The sequence below is a fragment of the Streptomyces broussonetiae genome (assembly GCF_009796285.1).
Classification (GTDB): domain Bacteria; phylum Actinomycetota; class Actinomycetes; order Streptomycetales; family Streptomycetaceae; genus Streptomyces; species Streptomyces broussonetiae.
Genome location: NZ_CP047020.1, coordinates 5827040 through 5845078, shown reverse-complemented (window position 1 = coordinate 5845078; position 18039 = coordinate 5827040). Strand labels below are relative to the sequence as shown.

Sequence of the window (18039 nt, the reverse complement as noted above, 5' to 3'; positions counted from 1 at the left end):
GCGCACTCCCGGTACGGAGGGGACAGGAGTTTCCACTGCCGTACCCTCTCTTCATGTCGCTCTATGCCGCGTACGCGGGCAACCTCGACGCAGGGCTGATGTCCCACCGTGCCCCGCACTCCCCGCTGCGCGCCACCGGCTGGCTGAACGGCTGGCGGCTGACGTTCGGCGGCGAGCACCTCGGCTGGGAGGGCGCGCTGGCGACGATCGTCGAGGATCCGCTCGCGCAGGTCTTCGTCGGCCTGTACGACATCGCGCCCCCGGACGAGGAGTCCCTCGACCGGTGGGAGGGCCTCGGCCTGGATCTCTACCGCCGGATGCGGGTGCGCGTGCACACCCTCGACGGCGAGGAGTCGGCGTGGACGTACGTCCTCAACGGCTACGAGGGCGGCCTGCCCTCGGCGCGGTATCTCGGCGAGATCGCGGATGCGGCGGAGTCCGCCGGGGCACCACACGATTACGTGATGGAACTGCGGAAACGGCCCTGCTGACCGGGCACCGACTCTAAAATTGAGTGCACCGACGCGCCAACGGGAGAGCACATGCCCCCCACGACGACCTACGACGTCTACTACACGGTCCAGGCCGCCGCGGCCCGCGACCGCCTTGACGACCGGCAGCGGAACGCATTCGACAAAGGCATGGCCATGCTGGCCCGCGACCCCTTCCTCCCGGTGTCCCGGCCCATAGGCTCCACCGGTGACGACCGTACGATCCGGCTCACCCAGAACATTCTGGTGGAGTACACGGTGAGCCGCGGCCGTCTGCTGATCTTCATCGTCGAGGTCTTCAACGACAAGGACATCCTCATCCCCGAGGAGTGACGGCCCTGGCCCACGGGGCCCGCTTTCGTTGGAAACGACAAGACAACGATCGCCATCCCGTGAGGTCTGTCATCTACGCGCGTAGGCGAAGACGAGCTACCCTCGTCGGCGTGAACGCATCTCTTCTTCCGGACGACATCCAGGGCGACCCGTACGCCGCCGCCGACGCCGCCGCCGCGCGCCTGCGCGAACTCACCGGCGCCGAGACCCACGACGTCGCCCTCGTGATGGGCTCCGGCTGGGCTCCGGCCGTCGACGCCCTGGGCGCACCCGACGCCGAGTTCCAGGTCACCGAGCTGCCCGGCTTCCCGCCGCCGGCCGTCCAGGGGCACGGCGGCACGATCCGCTCGTACTCCTTCGGTGACAAGCGCGCGCTGGTCTTCCTGGGCCGCACGCACTACTACGAGGGCCGCGGCGTCGCCGCCGTCGCCCACGGCGTGCGCACCGCGGTGGCCGCCGGCTGCAAGACCGTGGTGCTCACCAACGGCTGCGGCGGCCTGCGCGAGGGCATGCGCCCCGGCCAGCCGGTCCTGATCAGCGACCACATCAACCTGACGGCCACGTCCCCGATCGTCGGCGCCAACTTCGTCGACCTGACGGACCTCTACTCCCCTCGCCTGCGCACCCTGTGCAAGGAGGTGGACCCCTCCCTGGAGGAGGGCGTCTACGCACAGTTCCCCGGCCCGCACTACGAGACCCCGGCCGAGATCCGCATGGCCCGCACCATCGGCGCGGACCTGGTCGGCATGTCCACGGTCCTCGAGGCCATCGCCGCGCGTGAGGCGGGTGCCGAGGTGCTGGGCATCTCCCTGGTCACCAACCTGGCGGCCGGCATGACCGGCGAGCCCCTCAACCACGAGGAGGTCCTGCAGGCCGGCCGTGACTCGGCATCGCGGATGGGCCAGCTGCTGGCGCAGGTGCTGGGCAGGATCTGAGCAGTTCGCGGACATCGCGGTAGCGCGGAGACCAGGAGAGGTTGATCCCAAAGTGCACGACGATCTGACCGCCCGGGCCAAGGTGTGGCTCGCCGAGGATCCCGACCGGGAGACTCGCGACGAACTGGCCGAGCTGATCGACGCCGGCGACGTGAGCGAACTGGCGGCCCGCTTCAGCGGCACCCTCCAGTTCGGCACGGCAGGCCTGCGCGGCGAACTCGGGGCCGGCCCCATGCGCATGAACCGCAGCGTCGTCATCCGCGCCGCCGCCGGCCTCGCCGCGTACCTGAAGAAGCAGGGCCCAAGCGGCGGGCTCGTCGTCATCGGCTACGACGCCCGCCACAAGTCCGCCGACTTCGCCCGGGACACGGCCGCCGTGATGACCGGCGCCGGCCTGCGCGCCGCCGTGCTCCCCCGCCCGCTGCCCACCCCGGTCCTCGCCTTCGCCGTACGGCACCTCGGCGCGGTCGCGGGCGTCGAGGTCACCGCCAGCCACAACCCGCCCCGGGACAACGGCTACAAGGTGTACCTCGGCGACGGCTCCCAGATCGTGCCGCCCGCCGACGCGGGGATCGCCGCCGAGATCGACGCGATCGCCTCGCTGCACGACGTGCCGCGCCCGGACTCCGGCTGGGAGATCCTGGACGAGTCGGTCCTGGAGGCCTACCTGGCGCGTACGGACGCGGTCCTGGCCGACGGCTCCCCGCGCACCGCCCGCACGGTCTACACGGCCATGCACGGCGTCGGCAAGGACGTCCTGCTGGCCGCGTTCGCCCGGGCCGGCTTCCCCGAGCCGGTGCTGGTCGCCGAGCAGGCCGAGCCCGACCCGGACTTCCCCACGGTCGCCTTCCCCAACCCGGAGGAGCCGGGCGCGATGGACCTGTCCTTCGCCCGGGCCCGCGCCACCGACCCCGACCTGGTCATCGCCAACGACCCCGACGCCGACCGCTGTGCGGTGGCCGTCAGGGACGGCGGCGAGTGGCGGATGCTGCGCGGCGACGAGGTCGGCGCGCTGCTCGCCGCCCACCTGGTCCGCCGGGGCGCGCGGGGCGTCTTCGCCGAGTCGATCGTCTCCTCCTCCCTCCTCGGCCGCATCGCCGAGAAGGCGGGGCTGCCGTACGAGGAGACGCTGACCGGCTTCAAGTGGATCGCCCGCGTGGACGGCCTGCGCTACGGCTACGAGGAGGCCCTCGGCTACTGCGTGGACCCCGAGGGCGTGCGCGACAAGGACGGCATCACCGCCGCGCTGCTGATCACCGAACTGGCCTCGCAGCTCAAGGAGGAGGGCCGCACCCTCCTCGACCTCCTCGACGACCTCGCCGTGGAGCACGGCCTGCACGCCACCGACCAGCTCTCGGTCCGGGTCCAGGACCTCTCGCTGATCGCCGACGCGATGCGCCGCCTGCGCGAGCAGCCGCCGACCGAGCTGGCGGGCCTGGCCATCACGCGCGCCGAGGACCTGACGCAGGGTACGGACCGGCTGCCGCCCACCGACGGCCTGCGCTACACCCTCGACGGCGCCCGCGTGATCGTCCGCCCGAGCGGCACGGAGCCCAAGCTCAAGTGCTACCTGGAGGTCGTCGTCCCGGTCGCCACGCACGCCGGCCTGCCGGTCGCGCACGCCCGCGCGACGGAGCTGCTCACCGCGATCAAGCGGGACCTGTCGGCGGCCGCCGGCATCTGAGCCGTACGACATCGATGGGGTGCCCTGTTCCGGGGCACCCCGTTTTCAAAAGGAGTTTCAGCGGCGGCACGAACGGTGCCCGCCTCGAAACAGCCCCCCGACCGTCCACGTCCGCGACCCCGAGAACACCGCGGGCCCCACTGCCACCCTCGCCCGCCGCCTGGACCGCCTTCGCCCGAAGCGTCGGTCGGACGTGGTCCGCAGTGCGCCCCCTTCACCTCAGTGCACGGCGAACAGAATCACCATCAGCACCGCACCCGCCACCACCGGCGCGGCCACCTCGTACGCCCAGCGCACGCTGATCTCCCCCTGCGCCGACTCGGCCTCGCCGCGCTGCTCCAGCAGCTCGCGCAGGTCGTCCATGGCCTGGTCGGTCTCCGCGCGGGTCGCACCGGTCGGGGTGATGGAGCCGCCAGCGCCGCCCCCGAAAAGGCCCATGCCGCCGGCGCCCAGGCCGCCGAGGCCCCGGCCGGCGGGCCGGTCGCCGCGTGCCGCGTCCGCCGCCGCCCGCGCCTTGCGCGCCTCCGCCTTCTTGCGGCCGCGCAGCGAGACGGGCAGGGCCCACAGCTGGTACTTGCGGCCCGCCTTGTCGACGACCTCGTTGGAGTAGCCGGACCGCAGTGCGGCGATCTCACCCCAGGGAATGCCGATCACCCGGAACGGGTTGCGGATGCGCAGCCGGTCCTCGCCGGCGAAGACCGCCGGGCGGAGCGTGAAGGCGATCACCAGCGGCACCACCAGGATCATCCCGGCGAGCGCCAGCCACGGCGTACGTCCGCGCCCCTGGATCAGGGCGTCGAAGCCCAGCCAGGCGATGACGGCGAGCAGCAGCACGCCGCCCGCCAGTGCCATGGGCGAGCGGTAGATCCGGTCCTTCGCGACGGGCAGCGGGGGCTGCGGCGCGGGTGACTGGTGGTCCGGGGTCGTCATGGTGCCGATTCTCCACGACCGGGACCGCTGTGCCCCACGCGCCCCGACACCGGCGCTCATCCGTGACATCCGGACGAGAGATGAGCAGCCGGGACCATCCCGGGGGTATACATTCGCTACGCGCGTAGATATGCTCGTCTGGTGACCATGCCCACTACCGCACCCACAGCACACGCTCTCGCCGACGTCACCGCGTCCGACAGCACGCTGCGCCGCTTCCTCCATGGGCTGCCCGGCGTCGACGCGGTCGGCCTGGAGGCGCGCGCCGCGTCCCTCGGCACCCGTTCCATCAAGACCACCGCGAAGGCGTACGCCATCGACCTCGCCATCTCGATGGTCGACCTGACGACGCTGGAAGGCGCGGACACCCCGGGCAAGGTCCGGGCGCTCGGCGCCAAGGCGGCCCACCCGGACCCGACGGACCGGACGACCCCGACCACGGCGGCCGTCTGCGTCTACCCCGACATGGTGGCCGTCGCCAAGGAGGCCGTCGCCGGCTCCGGCGTGAAGGTCGCCTCCGTCGCCACCGCCTTCCCGGCCGGCCGCGCCGCCCTCGACGTGAAGCTGGCCGACGTCCGCGAGGCCGTCGCCGCGGGCGCCGACGAGATCGACATGGTCATCGACCGGGGCGCGTTCCTGGCCGGCAAGTACCTCAAGGTCCACGACGAGATCGTCGCCGTGAAGCAGGCCTGCGGCACCAGTGCCCGGCTGAAGGTCATCTTCGAGACCGGCGAGCTGTCGACGTACGACAACATCCGCCGCGCCTCCTGGCTCGGCATGATCGCCGGCGCCGACTTCATCAAGACCTCGACGGGCAAGGTCGCGGTCAACGCCACCCCCGCCAACACGCTGCTGATGCTGGAGGCCGTGCGGGACTTCCGCGCGCAGACCGGCGTCCAGGTCGGCGTGAAGCCCGCCGGCGGCATCCGCACCACCAAGGACGCCATCAAGTTCCTGGTCCTGGTCAACGAGACCGCGGGCGAGGACTGGCTGGACAACCACTGGTTCCGCTTCGGAGCCTCCTCGCTCCTGAACGACCTGCTCATGCAGCGTCAGAAGCTGGCCACCGGCCGCTACTCCGGCCCCGACTACGTCACGGTGGACTGAGACCCCATGAACATGGAAAACAAGCCTTCCGCATTCGCGTACGCACCGGCGCCCGAGTCCCGCTCGGTCGTCGACATCGCCCCCTCCTACGGCCTGTTCATCGACGGCGAGTTCGTCGAGGCGGCCGACGGCAAGGTCTTCAAGACGGTCAGCCCCAGCACGGAAGAGGTGCTGTCGGAGGTCGCCCAGGCCGGTGCCGAGGACGTCGACCGCGCCGTCAAGGCCGCCCGCAGGGCGTTCGAGAAGTGGTCCGCGCTGCCGGGCTCCGAGCGCGCCAAGTACCTGTTCCGCATCGCCCGCATCGTCCAGGAGCGCAGCCGGGAGCTGGCTGTCCTGGAGACGCTGGACAACGGCAAGCCGATCAAGGAGACGCGGGACGCCGACCTCCCCCTGGTCGCGGCCCACTTCTTCTACTACGCGGGCTGGGCCGACAAGCTCGACCACGCGGGCTTCGGCGCGAACCCGCAGCCGCTGGGCGTGGCCGGGCAGGTCATCCCGTGGAACTTCCCCCTCCTCATGCTGGCGTGGAAGATCGCCCCGGCGCTGGCGACCGGCAACACGGTCGTCCTCAAGCCCGCGGAGACCACGCCCCTGTCGGCGCTGTTCTTCGCGGACATCTGCCGCCAGGCGGGCCTGCCCAAGGGTGTCGTCAACATCCTTCCCGGCTACGGCGACGCGGGCGCGGCCCTCGTCGCGCACCCGGACGTCAACAAGGTCGCCTTCACGGGTTCGACGGCCGTGGGCAAGGAGATCGCGCGCACGGTCGCGGGCACGCGGAAGAAGCTCACCCTCGAGCTGGGCGGCAAGGGCGCGAACATCGTCTTCGACGACGCCCCCATCGACCAGGCCGTCGAGGGCATCGTGACCGGCATCTTCTTCAACCAGGGCCAGGTGTGCTGCGCGGGCAGCCGCCTGCTGGTCCAGGAGTCGATCCAGGACGAGCTGCTGGACTCCCTCAAGCGTCGCCTGTCCACCCTGCGCCTCGGCGACCCGCTGGACAAGAACACCGACATCGGTGCGATCAACTCCGCCGAGCAGCTGGCCCGGATCACCGCGCTGGCCGAGCAGGGCGAGACGGAGGGCGCCGAGCGCTGGTCCCCGGCCTGTGAACTCCCGGACAGCGGCTACTGGTTCGCCCCGACGCTCTTCACCAACGTCACCCAGGCGCACACCATCGCCCGCGACGAGATCTTCGGCCCGGTGCTGTCCGTCCTCACCTTCCGCACCCCGGACGAGGCCGTCGCCAAGGCCAACAACACCCAGTACGGCCTGTCCGCGGGCATCTGGACGGAGAAGGGCTCCCGGATCCTCGCCGTCGCGAACAAGCTGCGCGCGGGTGTCGTCTGGTCCAACACGTTCAACAAGTTCGATCCGACCTCGCCGTTCGGCGGTTACAAGGAGTCGGGCTTCGGCCGCGAGGGCGGCCGCCACGGCCTGGAGGCTTACCTCGATGTCTGACCGTCTGAGCGTCTTCAAGACCTACAAGCTGTACGTCGGCGGGAAGTTCCCGCGTTCCGAGAGCGGCCGGGTGTACGAGGTGACGGACTCGAAGGGCAACTGGCTGGCGAACGCTCCGCAGTCCTCCCGCAAGGACGCCCGGGACGCCGTGGTCGCCGCGCGCAAGGCGTTCGGCGGCTGGTCCGGCGCCACGGCGTACAACCGCGGCCAGGTCCTCTACCGCGTCGCGGAGATGCTGGAGGGCCGCCGCGAGCAGTTCGTGCGCGAGGTCGCCGACGCCGAGGGCCTGTCGAAGTCGAAAGCGGCGGCGGTCGTGGACGCCACGATCGACCGCTGGGTCTGGTACGCCGGCTGGACCGACAAGATCGCCCAGGTGACCGGCGGCGCCAACCCGGTCGCGGGCCCGTTCTTCAACCTCTCCTCCCCCGAGCCGACGGGCGTGGTGGCCGTCCTGGCCCCGCAGGAGTCGTCGTTCCTCGGCCTGGTCTCCGTCCTGGCCCCGGTGATCGCGACGGGCAACACGGCGGTCGTGATCGCGAGCGAGAAGTCCCCCCTGCCCGCCCTCTCCCTGGGCGAGGTCCTGGCCACGTCCGACGTGCCGGGCGGCGTGGTCAACGTCCTGTCCGGCCGCACTTCGGAGATCGCGGCTCCGCTGGCCGCGCACCAGGACGTCAACGCGATCGACCTCGCGGGCGCCGACGAGGTGCTGGCGAAGGAGCTGGAGATCGCCGCCGCCGACAACCTCAAGCGGGTCCTGCGTCCACAGGCTGTGGATTACTTCGAGACGCCCGGGACCGACCGGATGACGGCGTTCCTGGAGACGAAGACGGTGTGGCACCCGACCGGGTCGCTGGGCGCGTCCGGGTCGTCCTACTGACAGGACGGCGGCGGGGAACCGCCGCGGTCTGCCGGGTGCGGGTCGCACCCGGCAGACCGCGCGGTTCCCCGCACTGCTTCACGGCGCGCCTTCAGCGGCCCACCGCCCCCAGGGCCTGACCGGCCACGGGCAGGGCGCCGAGAGTCGGGGCCTCGGCGACCGGGGACGTCAGCATCCGCGAGCCGACCGGCTTGAAGTCGGCCAGCTGCGTGCCCACCCCGTTGTCCAGCGGGTCGACGCCCGTGCCCGCCAGGGGGTTGGGCTTGAGGCCCGCCGCCGGGCCCACGGCGTAGCCGACCGTGCCGGGGAGGACCGCCAGGCCCGCCTCAGGGTCGATCCTGCCGAGCGAGGTCGGGCGCCAGGGCACCTGCACGACCGGTGCGGCCGACTCCGCGTACGCCGTGCCGGCGCCCGCGCCCAGGGCTGCCCCCACGGTCGCGACGGCGATCAGGGCGCGCTGGGCGACGGGGTGTTGAGGGGAGGTCTGTCGGGCCATCGCTGGTGCCACCTTATGATGCGCAGGGTAATGATGTCGACACGTAGGGTAGTTGAGGCGGGAGTCACGCTCAAAAGCCGACCCGCGGGGTCGGCAGGCGGCCCACCATGCGTCAAACTGGTGTTCCGTGAGCATTCATCCTCCGTCCCCCGCCCGCGTCGTGCTGCTGTGCGGCCCCTCGGGCTCGGGCAAGTCACTCGTCGCCGCCCGCTCCGGGCTCCCCGTGCTGCGCCTGGACGACTTCTACAAGGAGGGTGACGACCCGACACTGCCCCTGGTGGAGGGGAGTTCGGACATCGACTGGGACCATCCGGAGTCCTGGGACGCGAACGTCGCGATCGAGGCCATCACCCGACTGTGCGCCTCCGGGTCGACGCCTGTGCCGGTGTACGACATCGGGCTGAGCGCCCGCACCGGCGAGGACACCCTGCGCATCGGCCGCACCCCGCTGTTCATCGCGGAGGGCGTCTTCGCGGCGGAGATCGTCGAGCGCTGCCGGGAACTGGGCGTGCTCGCGGACGCGCTGTGTCTGAGCCGCGGCCCGGTGACCACCTTCCGCCGGCGTTTCCTGCGGGATCTGCGGGAGGGCCGCAAGTCGGTGCCGTTCCTGCTGCGCCGCGGCTGGCGGCTGATGCGCACGGAACGGTCGATCGTCGCCCGGCAGGTGTCCCTGGGCGCGTATCCGTGCGATCGCGACGAGGCGCTGGGGCGGCTCGCCGCCGCGGCTGCGGGACGGCAGACCCGGCAGCAGACGGCGGCGTAACCGTCGTACGGAACCTACGGAAACGGAAACGGGACTGGAGAGGCCCCCCGGCCCTCCAGTCCCGCTCCTGTTTCCCCCGTGGACCCACCCCCCAGTGGACCCCGCTTTCCCCCGTTTTCCCCGTCCCCCCTCGGGCCACCCCCCGGTGACCCCGACCTTCAGGCGACCAGTTCGCCGAAGGCGTTCTCCTCGTCACGGCCGAAGCTGAGGACCTCGTCCTCGCGCAGCCGGCGCAGCGAGCGCCAGATGCTGGACTTCACCGTGCCGACACTGATGTCGAGGATCGCCGCGATCTCCGGATCCGTACGGCCCTCGTAGTAGCGCAGGACCAGCATGGTGCGCTGGAGTTCGGGCAGCCGGGCCAGCGCCTGCCACAGGACCGCGCGCAGTTCGGTGCCGCGCATCGCGTCCGTGTCGGAGGGCGTCTCCGGCAGTTCCTCGGTCGGGTACTCGTTGAGCTTGCGGCGCCGCCAGGCGCTGATGTGCAGATTCGTCATGGTGCGGCGGAGGTACCCGCCGACCGCCGCCTTGTCACTGATCCGTTCCCAGGCCTTGTACGTCGAGAACAGCGCGCTCTGCAGCAGGTCCTCGGCCTCGAAGCGGTCGCCCGTCAGGTGGTACGCGGTGGCGTACAGGGAGGCGCGGCGCTCCTGGACGTAGGCGGTGAACTCCGCCTCCGTCAGCGAGCGGCGCTGCTCCCCCGAGTCCTCCCTGTACGCGGATCCCCCGTGCGCTTCCCCCGGGTGCGCGTCAACCACCGACATGTACGCCGGATGCTGACGCCCGGTGCCGCGAGCGCACCCCCGCCCGCTCACGGCACCGGACTTCTCGGAACCGGACCGGTGCACGTCGTGCAGACGCGTGACCACTGCGCTGGTGCTGATGCTGTGCAGCGTGTTCATCTCGCGCTCCCCGTCGTGGACTTCCGGTGGTTCGGTCTTGCCGGGCCGGTTCCGGCTGACCGTCCGGCCCGTGACCAAAAGACTGCCGGGGCCACTTCATGGCCGTGTCCGTCGACTGTCACAGACCTGTCACAGGGGTCCTGCTCAAAGGCGTCACAGGAAGTGCACATGTCGTGGCGGTGGGAAAGGGCTGGTGCGGGCAGGTCGTAGGACGGCCGGTCCATGGGCCAGAATGAGCCCGTGCCTTCCCTGTTGCTGATCGAGGACGACGACGCCATCCGCACGGCCCTGGAGCTCTCCCTGACGCGCCAGGGGCACCGGGTGGCGACCGCTGCCAGCGGTGAGGACGGTCTGAAGCTGCTGCGCGAGCAGCGGCCCGACCTGATCGTGCTGGACGTGATGCTGCCCGGCATCGACGGCTTCGAGGTGTGCCGCCGCATCCGGCGCACCGACCAGCTGCCGATCATTCTGCTGACCGCGCGCAGCGACGACATCGACGTCGTGGTCGGGCTGGAGTCCGGCGCCGACGACTACGTCGTCAAACCCGTCCAGGGCCGGGTGCTGGACGCCCGGATCCGGGCCGTGCTGCGCCGCGGTGAGCGTGAGTCCAGCGACTCGGCGACCTTCGGCAACCTCGTCATCGACCGGTCGGCGATGACCGTGACGAAGAACGGCGAGGACCTCCAGCTGACCCCGACCGAGCTGCGGCTGCTGCTGGAGCTGAGCCGCCGGCCCGGCCAGGCGCTGTCCCGGCAGCAGCTGCTGCGGCTGGTGTGGGAGCACGACTACCTCGGTGACTCGCGGCTCGTGGACGCCTGTGTGCAGCGGCTGCGCGCCAAGGTCGAGGACGTGCCCTCGTCCCCGACCCTGATCCGTACCGTCCGTGGTGTCGGCTACCGCCTGGACAGTCCTCAGTGACGGACGGGCAAGGAGGGCTGCGCGGCTGGGCCGCGGGGCGCAAGGGACATCTGTCGCGGCTCAGGTTCACCAGCCTCAGGCTGCGGCTTGTCGTGGTTTTCGCGCTGGTCGCGCTCACCGCCGCCGTGTCGGCGTCCGGCATCGCCTACTGGCTGAACCGGGAGGCGGTGCTCACCCGCGCCCAGGACGCGGTGCTGCGCGACTTCCGCCAGGAGATGCAGAACCGCGCGGGCGCGCTGCCCTCGCATCCCTCGCAGGACCAGCTCCAGCGCACCGCCGGGCAGATGGCGACCAGCAGCCAGAGCTTCAGCGTGCTGCTGGTCGGCCAGGACGCGCGCGGCAAGACGGTGTACGGCAACTCCGGCGGCATCAACGGCTTCTCGCTGGAGGACGTGCCCAAGTCACTGCGCGCGGCGGTGAACAAGCAGCAGAAGGTCACCGACGCCAACAAGGAGCCGTACCACCTGTACTGGCAGCGGGTCGTGAGCCACGGCACGCCGTATCTGGTGGCCGGTACGCAGGTCATCGGCGGCGGTCCGACCGGCTACATGGCCAAGACGCTGGAGCCGGAGGCCAAGGACCTCAACTCGCTGGCCTGGTCGCTGGGCATCGCCACCGGTCTCGCGCTGATCGGCGCCGCGCTGCTCGCGCAGGCCGCCGCCACGACCGTACTGAAGCCGGTGCACCGGCTCGGGGTCGCCGCCCGGCGCCTGGGCGAGGGCAGACTGGACACCCGGCTCAGAGTCTCCGGCACCGACGAACTCGCCGATCTCTCCCGGACGTTCAACAACGCGGCCGAGGCGCTGGAGAAGCGGGTCTCGGAGATGGCCGCGCGGGACGATGCCTCACGCCGCTTCGTCGCCGACATGAGCCACGAACTGCGTACGCCGCTGACCGCGATCACCGCCGTGACGGAGATCCTGGAGGAGGAGCTGGAGGCGGAGTCGGGCAGCGTCGACCCGATGATCGAGCCGGCGGTGCGGCTGGTGGTCAGCGAGACACGCCGGCTGAACGACCTGGTCGAGAACCTGATGGAGGTCACCCGCTTCGACGCGGGCACCGCCCGGCTGGTCCTGGACGACGTCGACGTGGCCGACCAGATCACCGCCTGCATCGACGCCCGCGCCTGGCTGGACGCCGTCGAGCTGGACGCCGAGCGCGGCATCCACGCCCGCCTCGACCCCCGCCGGCTGGACGTCATCCTCGCCAACCTGATCGGCAACGCGCTCAAGCACGGCGGATCGCCGGTGCGGGTGTCCGTGCGGGAGGCGGACTCCGAGGTGGTCATCGCGGTCCGCGACCACGGGCCGGGCATCCCGGAGGACGTCCTGCCGCACGTCTTCGACCGCTTCTACAAGGCGAGCGCCTCCCGGCCGCGCTCCGAGGGCAGCGGGCTGGGCCTGTCCATCGCCATGGAGAACGCCCATATCCACGGCGGCGGGATCACCGCCGCCAACTCGCCCGACGGCGGCGCCGTGTTCACCCTGCGGCTGCCGCGGGACTCCTCACGGCTGACTCAGGAGGCGGAGGAGGGCGAGCAGGACACCCGGGCCGGCACCGACGATCCCGACGGCACGCACGACACGAACGACACGCACGACAGGAACGCCGGGAACGGCAAGGACAGTTCAGGAAAGGAGGGGTCATGACCGTACGACGCCTGATGGCGCTGCCCCTCCTGGGCCTGCTGCTGTCCGGCTGCGGCATCCGGGCCACTCAGGTACCGACCGACTTCGGACCGGCGCCCTCCCGGGTGCCGTGCTCGCTGGCCGGGCCCGACCTGGCCACGCAGTCCTCGCACGGGGTGCCCGTGCAGGTCTTCCTGCTGTGTGAGGCGTCCCTGGTGACCGTCGACCGTACGGTGCCCGTCCCCGACGGCACGGCCGACGCCCGGCGCCGGGTGATCGTGGCGCAGGGCCTGCTGGACCAGCTCGCGGAGTCGCCCTCGTCCGCGGAACGCTCCGCGGGCTACACGACGTACGTGCCGGGCGGCCTGAGCGTGAGCGGGCCCGGCCCGAACGACCCCGAGGACACCCTGCGCCTGAGCACCGCCCCGGCGCGGCTCACCTCCTACGCCCTGGCCCAGGTGGTGTGCACCCTGTCCGACTCGGCGGCGACGGAGGGCGACGGCTCGGTCATCCTGGCCGGCCCCGCCCCCGACACCCCCCGCCGCTACGCCTGCACGGACGAAGTCCGCAACCGCCCGGGCACCACCGAACCGCCCTCCGGTGACGCGCTGGGCAAGTCCTGACCCCGTGGCCGCGGGCGGTCGCGCCGAGTCGGGGAACCCGATGCGGAACCGATCGTGCCCGGCGGTGCGTCTAGGGGTTCGTGCAGCGTCAAGGCTCCTTCGGCGGCAGTGCCACGATCCGTGTCCGGGCGACAGGGGGTGTGCTCCTCGTCGCCCACCTCGCGCTCGTCGCCTGGCTGACGCTGCGCCCCCTGGACGTGCCCTGGGTGACCCCTCCCAACCTGCACCCGCTGGCCGGTATCCGGGCCGATCTCGCGCTGGGCTGGCCGCAGGCCGCCCACCGCATCGGTGACGGCCTCGCCCTGCTCGCCCCGCTGGGCGTGCTGCTGCCGACGGTGCACGGCAGGCTCACCGTCTCCCCGCTCGCCTCCCTGATCCGTACCGCCGCGGCGGGCGCCCTGATCTCCCTCGGCATCGCGCTGGTGCAGACCGGCGTGCCCGGCAGGGTCGTGGACATCGACTCGCTGCTGCTGAACACCGCGGGCGTCGTCCTCGCCCACCTGGCCGTCGTACCGGCGGGCCGGGCCTGGCTGCGGCGGCGCGACACGCGTGACGCGCGCGAGGACGCCGACGCCGGTGCCGAGTGGTTCGTCACCGTGCAGGAGGAGCTGTCTCAGGGGCGTACCCCGACGATTCCCAGGGTCGGGATCGCCCCGTAGAGCGACGTTTCACCCTCTTCGTCTCCCTACCGTGGAAGAAGGTCGAGGGACGCCACCGGGGCGGCCCAGGCCACCGGCCCGCACGCGGGCCGACGACCACGGAGGAGACCCGATGACCGCCCTTGCCCGCCCCACCCACGGCCGCGTGATCGGCGGAGTGTGCGCCGCGCTGGCCCGGCGCTTCGGCACCTCCGCGACGACGATGCGGGTGATCTTCCTGCTGTCCTGCCTGCTGCCGGGCCCGCAGTTCCTGCTCTATATAGCGCTGTGGATCCTGCTGCCGTCCGAGGAGAAGACCCGCACCGCCTGGTGACACAGGCGGCTCCACCGGCGTCCGCGCACGCCGGTCCGCACGCAGAACGCCGCTGGGGCGCTCCCGGACAGCAACTCCGGGGCGCCCCAGCGGCGTCGTACGACCTTGCGGTGCGGGCCGCGGCCTCGCGCCGGGCGTCAGCCGAGCGGGATCCCGTTCGCCGACATGCCGTGCGTGGGCAGGCCCGTGTGGTGGGTGGGCAGTCCGCCGAGCAGCCCGGCGGCCGGGGCGGTCGGCCCCTTCGCGAGCGCGCTCTGGACGGCCGGCTGCGCGGCGGCCACCCCGGCACCCACGGCACCCCTCCCCTGGGCCAGCGCCGCGGCGGCGCCCGGCAGTGTCTGGGTGACGGAGCCCAGGGCCTGCGTGGCCTGGCCGGTTTGCGGGAGGGCCGGGGCCGCGTTGGCCGCGCCCGCGCCGACGGCGGCGAAGGCGGCACCGAGGGCGGCGACGCCGAGGGTCTTGGCGGCAGACTGCTTCATGGTGAATGCGTCCTTGAATGCGGAGACGGGAGATCAGAGATGATCTGAGCGGTCCACGACCGTAAACATGCAGGACCGCCCCCCGCAAACACCGAAATGCGGACACCCCGTGAAAGCGTGTCCGCATTCCGCGACGACGGAAAGGTGCGATCAGTCCGTCGCGCCGAGAGAACCGCTGGTGGAGGCCGTCTGCTGGAACAGCCATTCGGACTTCAGCTCGGCATATCCGGGCTTGATGACGTCATTGATCATAGCGAGTCGTTCATCGAAAGGAATGAACGCTGATTTCATCGCATTGACGGAGAACCACTGCATGTCGTCGAGCGTGTAGCCGAACGCCTCGACGAGGTGCTCGAATTCCTGGCTCATGCTGGTGTGCGACATCAGCCGGTTGTCGGTGTTCACGGTGGCCCGGAAGTGCAGCCGGCGCAGCAGCCCGATCGGGTGCTCGGCATACGAGGGTGCGGCCCCGGTCTGGAGGTTGGAGCTGGGGCACAGCTCCAACGGGATCCGCTTGTCCCGGACGTACGACGCCAGCCGCCCGAGCCGCACCGAGCCGTCCTCGAAGACCTCGATGTCGTCGATGATCCGCACCCCGTGCCCCAGCCGGTCGGCCCCGCACCACTGCAGCGCCTGCCAGATGGAGGGCAGCCCGAAGGCCTCACCCGCGTGGATGGTGAAGTGGTTGTTCTCGCGCTTGAGGTACTCGAAGGCGTCCAGGTGCCGGGTGGGCGGATAGCCCGCCTCCGCGCCCGCGATGTCGAAGCCGACCACGCCCGAGTCCCGGTGGCGGTTGGCGAGTTCGGCGATCTCCAGGGAGCGGGCCGCGTGCCGCATGGCGGTCAGCAGGGCGCCGACCCGGATGCGGTGGCCGTTCTCCCGGGCGAGCCGCTCGCCCTGCCGGAACCCCTCGCCGACGGCCTCGACCACCTCCTCCAGGGTCAGGCCCCGCTCGAGGTGCTGCTCGGGCGCGTACCGCACCTCGGCGTAGACGACACCGTCCTCGGCGAGGTCCTCGGCGCACTCGCGGGCGACCCGGACGAGCGCGTCCCGGGTCTGCATCACACCGACGGTGTGCCGGAAGGTCTCCAGATACCGCTCCAGCGAGCCGGAGTCCGCGGCCTCCTGGAACCAGATGCCCAGCTTGTCCGGATCGGACTCGGGAAGGCCCGAGTAGCCGGTCTCCTGGGCGAGTTCGACGACGGTGCCCGGGCGGAGCCCGCCGTCGAGATGGTCGTGCAGCAGAACCTTGGGCGCCCGGCGGATCTGGTCCGGCGTCGGAACGTGCGCCGGGACGCTCACCGAGAAGGTCCCGGCCGGTGCAGTCTGGCTCATCATCTCCGCACTCTAGCGCCTACGCGCGTAGAGCATCTGGTGAACGCGACAGCTCTTTCCGGGCACTTTTTCCGTCGATACCCAACGGTGACCGCACGTGAGGGTTTCGCACACCGCCCCTTCTGACACTGTTCTGTCATGGGACAGCAAGCGACGCCGGTCCGAACGGCCGGGCTGGGGAAGGCGGTCGGCCCGGGGCCGACTGCGGTGAGCGGAGCGGTTGTGCTGCTCCCCGGCGGGGAGGAGATCTCCGCCCGCAGGCCCTCCCCCGTACGGGCGGCGATCGCGCTGCGCTCGCTGAGCCGCCGGCTCGCGCGCGCGGGCCGGACGGAGGGACTGGCCGTCCACACCGTCCGCTACCGCTACCGGGGCTGGAACGGCAGCGAGGCACACCTGGCGGCGGACGCGCGATGGGCGGCCGACGAGGTCGTACGGCGCTACGGGGACGTTCCCGTGTGCCTGGTGGGGGTGGACATGGGCGGCCGGGCCGCACTGCGGGCGGGCGGGCACGAGGCCGTCAACTCCGTGGTGGCGCTGGCCCCTTGGCTGCCCGAGGACGACATGGCCGCACCGGCCGAGCCGGTGAAGCAGCTCGTGGGGCGGCGGGTGCTGATCGTGCACGGCACGAACGACCAGCAGACCGACCCCGAGCTGTCGTTCCGGTTCGCCGCGCGGGCGAAGAAGGTGAACCGGGAGGTGTGCCGGTTCGAAGTGCACTCCGACGGGCACGGGTTGAGCGGGCACCGGGAGGAGGTCGGCTGCCTGGCCGTCGATTTCACGCTCGGGGCGCTGTTCGGGCAGCACGTGTCGCGCCCCGTCGAGGACGCGTTGGCCGCTCCGCCACCCATCGGTCTGAGGATGCCGCTGGCAGCGGGGTTCGGTCGGTCGTTGAGACGGTGACAGGTAGGAGGCGGGGACTTCCACCGTCCTCAGGACGCGGGTTCGCCGGGCCGCGGGTTCGTCGGGCCGCGGGTTCGCCGGGACGCGGGTTCGCCGGGACGCGGGTTCGCCGGGACGCGGGTTCGCCGGGACGCGGGTTCGTCGGGCCGCCGTTTCGTCCTGGTGTCTCGCGCAGTTGCCCGCTCCCCTCAGGACGGCAGCAGGTTCCCTCTTCTGGAGAGCAGGAACTTCTTGAACTCCGCCACCGGGGGTGTGTCCGGCCGGTCCGCCGGCCACGCGACACCGATCTCCCGCACCGCCCTCGGAGCCGTGACCGTCAGTTCCACCACCCCCGGCCGCGGGACCGTCGGCGGCGGCAGCAGGGCGACCCCCAGACCAGCCGCCACCAGCCCCCTCAGCGTCTCCGCCTCCTCGCCCTCGAAGGCGACCCTCGGCCGGAAGCCCGCCTCGCGGCACAGGGCGTCGGTGATGCGGCGCAGGCCGTAGCCGGGTTCCAGGCTGACGAAGATCTCCTCGGCGGCCTCGGCCAGGCGGATGCGCCTGCGGGCGGCCAGGGAGTGGTCGGCGGGGACGACCAGACGGAGCTTCTGCTCGTCCAGGCGGCGGGCGACCAGGTCGGGGGCGTCGGGGACCGGGGAGGTCAGGCACAGGTCCAACTCGCCGGCGCGCAGGCCCTCCAGCATGGCCTCGCCGTGGTTCTGGACCAGGCTGAAGCGGACGCGCGGGTGGTCGGCACGGAAGGCGTGCAGCAGGCCGGGTACCGTCTCGGCGCCCATGGTGTGCAGGAAGCCGAAGGCGACCTTGCCGGTGGCCGGGTCGGCGTCCGCGCGCACCTCCTCGGCGGCCCGCTCGACCTCGGCGAGGGCGCGCTCCACCGAGGCCAGGAAGGTGCGCCCGGCGGTGGTCAGGGAGACCGTGCGGCCGTGCCGGGCGAAGAGGTCCACGCCCAGGTCCTGCTCCAGGCGGACCATCGCGCGCGAGAGGGTGGACTGGGGGACGTTCAGGTCCAGGGCCGCCCTGGTCACGTGCTCGGTGCGGGCCACGCCGGCGAAGTACGCAAGGCGGGGAGCGAGCACCTTCGACATCTCGGACATGTCTTCTGTGTCACTGTTCGATGACAGGCGAGCCCGTGAGCTTTGCTGATGCACCATGGGATCGATTATGGCGATTCCGTGCATTGGACGCATGAGGCGGGCCGTACATACGGT

General features: G+C 71.7%; 20 protein-coding genes. 14 read left to right on the top strand and 6 right to left on the bottom strand.

The window, feature by feature from the left end; all coding sequences use genetic code 11:
- The first annotated feature begins 53 nt into the window (after positions 1-53).
- From GQF42_RS27140 to GQF42_RS27125, 4 genes are all read left to right on the top strand, one after another.
- Positions 54-491, top strand: a complete 438-nt coding sequence (locus tag GQF42_RS27140) for a gamma-glutamylcyclotransferase (RefSeq protein WP_158924099.1) — start codon at positions 54-56, stop codon at positions 489-491.
- 51 nt (positions 492-542) lie between these two features.
- A complete protein-coding gene (locus GQF42_RS27135) occupies positions 543-824 on the top strand; it encodes a type II toxin-antitoxin system RelE family toxin (RefSeq protein ID WP_158924097.1) in 282 nt (93 codons plus the stop codon).
- A gap of 110 nt (positions 825-934) precedes the next feature.
- Positions 935-1759, top strand: a complete 825-nt coding sequence (locus GQF42_RS27130) for a purine-nucleoside phosphorylase (protein WP_158924095.1) — start codon at positions 935-937, stop codon at positions 1757-1759.
- Positions 1760-1811: 52 nt separating this feature from the next.
- Positions 1812-3443: a phospho-sugar mutase gene (locus GQF42_RS27125; RefSeq protein WP_158924093.1), complete on the top strand. Its 1632-nt coding sequence runs from the start codon at positions 1812-1814 to the stop codon at positions 3441-3443.
- A 219-nt stretch (positions 3444-3662) separates the two neighbouring features.
- On the opposite strand, the gene GQF42_RS27120 is transcribed toward GQF42_RS27125, so the two are convergent.
- Positions 3663-4373 carry a PH domain-containing protein gene (locus GQF42_RS27120; protein ID WP_158924091.1) on the bottom strand — a complete coding sequence of 237 codons (711 nt, stop codon included), beginning with the start codon at positions 4371-4373 and terminating at the stop codon, positions 3663-3665.
- Positions 4374-4520: 147 nt separating this feature from the next.
- Here GQF42_RS27120 and deoC point away from each other — a divergent pair, with 147 nt between their 5' ends.
- Genes deoC through GQF42_RS27105 form a run of 3 tightly spaced genes read left to right on the top strand, consistent with a single transcriptional unit; the run spans position 4521 to position 7815 of the window.
- Positions 4521-5480 carry a deoxyribose-phosphate aldolase gene (gene deoC, locus GQF42_RS27115; protein ID WP_158930638.1) on the top strand — a complete coding sequence of 320 codons (960 nt, stop codon included), beginning with the start codon at positions 4521-4523 and terminating at the stop codon, positions 5478-5480.
- A 12-nt stretch (positions 5481-5492) separates the two neighbouring features.
- Positions 5493-6938 (top strand): aldehyde dehydrogenase family protein, encoded by a 1446-nt coding sequence (locus GQF42_RS27110; RefSeq protein WP_158924089.1) that lies wholly within the window; start codon positions 5493-5495, stop codon positions 6936-6938.
- Complete coding sequence (locus GQF42_RS27105) at positions 6931-7815, top strand: aldehyde dehydrogenase family protein (protein WP_158924087.1); 885 nt, start codon at positions 6931-6933, stop codon at positions 7813-7815. Before GQF42_RS27110 ends, GQF42_RS27105 begins: the two co-directional genes overlap by 8 nt.
- 91 nt (positions 7816-7906) lie before the next feature.
- Here GQF42_RS27105 and GQF42_RS27100 read toward each other — a convergent pair whose 3' ends face one another.
- Positions 7907-8311 carry a hypothetical protein gene (locus GQF42_RS27100; protein WP_158924085.1) on the bottom strand — a complete coding sequence of 135 codons (405 nt, stop codon included), beginning with the start codon at positions 8309-8311 and terminating at the stop codon, positions 7907-7909.
- 160 nt (positions 8312-8471) lie between these two features.
- Here GQF42_RS27100 and GQF42_RS27095 point away from each other — a divergent pair, with 160 nt between their 5' ends.
- Positions 8472-9074 carry a uridine kinase family protein gene (locus tag GQF42_RS27095; RefSeq protein WP_158930636.1) on the top strand — a complete coding sequence of 201 codons (603 nt, stop codon included), beginning with the start codon at positions 8472-8474 and terminating at the stop codon, positions 9072-9074.
- 158 nt (positions 9075-9232) lie between these two features.
- Here GQF42_RS27095 and GQF42_RS27090 read toward each other — a convergent pair whose 3' ends face one another.
- Complete coding sequence (locus GQF42_RS27090) at positions 9233-9976, bottom strand: SigE family RNA polymerase sigma factor (protein WP_158924083.1); 744 nt, start codon at positions 9974-9976, stop codon at positions 9233-9235.
- Positions 9977-10216: 240 nt separating this feature from the next.
- On the opposite strand from GQF42_RS27090, the gene afsQ1 reads away from it, so the two are divergent.
- The 5 genes from afsQ1 (at position 10217) to GQF42_RS27065 (ending at position 14117) form a co-directional block, all read left to right on the top strand.
- Positions 10217-10894 carry a two-component system response regulator AfsQ1 gene (gene afsQ1, locus GQF42_RS27085; RefSeq protein ID WP_199272809.1) on the top strand — a complete coding sequence of 226 codons (678 nt, stop codon included), beginning with the start codon at positions 10217-10219 and terminating at the stop codon, positions 10892-10894.
- Positions 10891-12543: a sensor histidine kinase gene (locus GQF42_RS27080; protein ID WP_233273475.1), complete on the top strand. Its 1653-nt coding sequence runs from the start codon at positions 10891-10893 to the stop codon at positions 12541-12543. Before afsQ1 ends, GQF42_RS27080 begins: the two co-directional genes overlap by 4 nt.
- Entirely contained in the window at positions 12540-13145 is a 606-nt protein-coding gene (locus tag GQF42_RS27075; protein WP_158924081.1) for a hypothetical protein, read from the top strand. The genes GQF42_RS27080 and GQF42_RS27075 overlap by 4 nt, the downstream gene beginning before the upstream one ends.
- A gap of 80 nt (positions 13146-13225) precedes the next feature.
- Entirely contained in the window at positions 13226-13804 is a 579-nt protein-coding gene (locus GQF42_RS27070; RefSeq protein WP_158924079.1) for a VanZ family protein, read from the top strand.
- A 112-nt stretch (positions 13805-13916) separates the two neighbouring features.
- A complete protein-coding gene (locus GQF42_RS27065) occupies positions 13917-14117 on the top strand; it encodes a PspC domain-containing protein (RefSeq protein WP_158924077.1) in 201 nt (66 codons plus the stop codon).
- Between the two features lie 137 nt (positions 14118-14254).
- Here GQF42_RS27065 and GQF42_RS27060 read toward each other — a convergent pair whose 3' ends face one another.
- On the bottom strand, positions 14255-14596 hold the full coding sequence (locus tag GQF42_RS27060; protein ID WP_158924075.1) for an ATP-binding protein: 342 nt from the start codon (positions 14594-14596) through the stop codon (positions 14255-14257).
- A gap of 150 nt (positions 14597-14746) precedes the next feature.
- The gene (locus GQF42_RS27055; RefSeq protein WP_158924073.1) at positions 14747-15934 is read right to left on the bottom strand and encodes an adenosine deaminase; all 1188 of its coding nucleotides are present in this window, start codon (positions 15932-15934) and stop codon (positions 14747-14749) included.
- 135 nt (positions 15935-16069) lie between these two features.
- Between GQF42_RS27055 and GQF42_RS27050 the strand changes: the two genes are divergently transcribed.
- Positions 16070-16831, top strand: a complete 762-nt coding sequence (locus GQF42_RS27050; protein ID WP_158924071.1) for an alpha/beta hydrolase — start codon at positions 16070-16072, stop codon at positions 16829-16831.
- A gap of 188 nt (positions 16832-17019) precedes the next feature.
- Here GQF42_RS27050 and GQF42_RS27045 read toward each other — a convergent pair whose 3' ends face one another.
- Positions 17020-17982: a LysR family transcriptional regulator gene (locus GQF42_RS27045; protein WP_158924069.1), complete on the bottom strand. Its 963-nt coding sequence runs from the start codon at positions 17980-17982 to the stop codon at positions 17020-17022.
- Between the last annotated feature and the right edge of the window lie 57 nt (positions 17983-18039).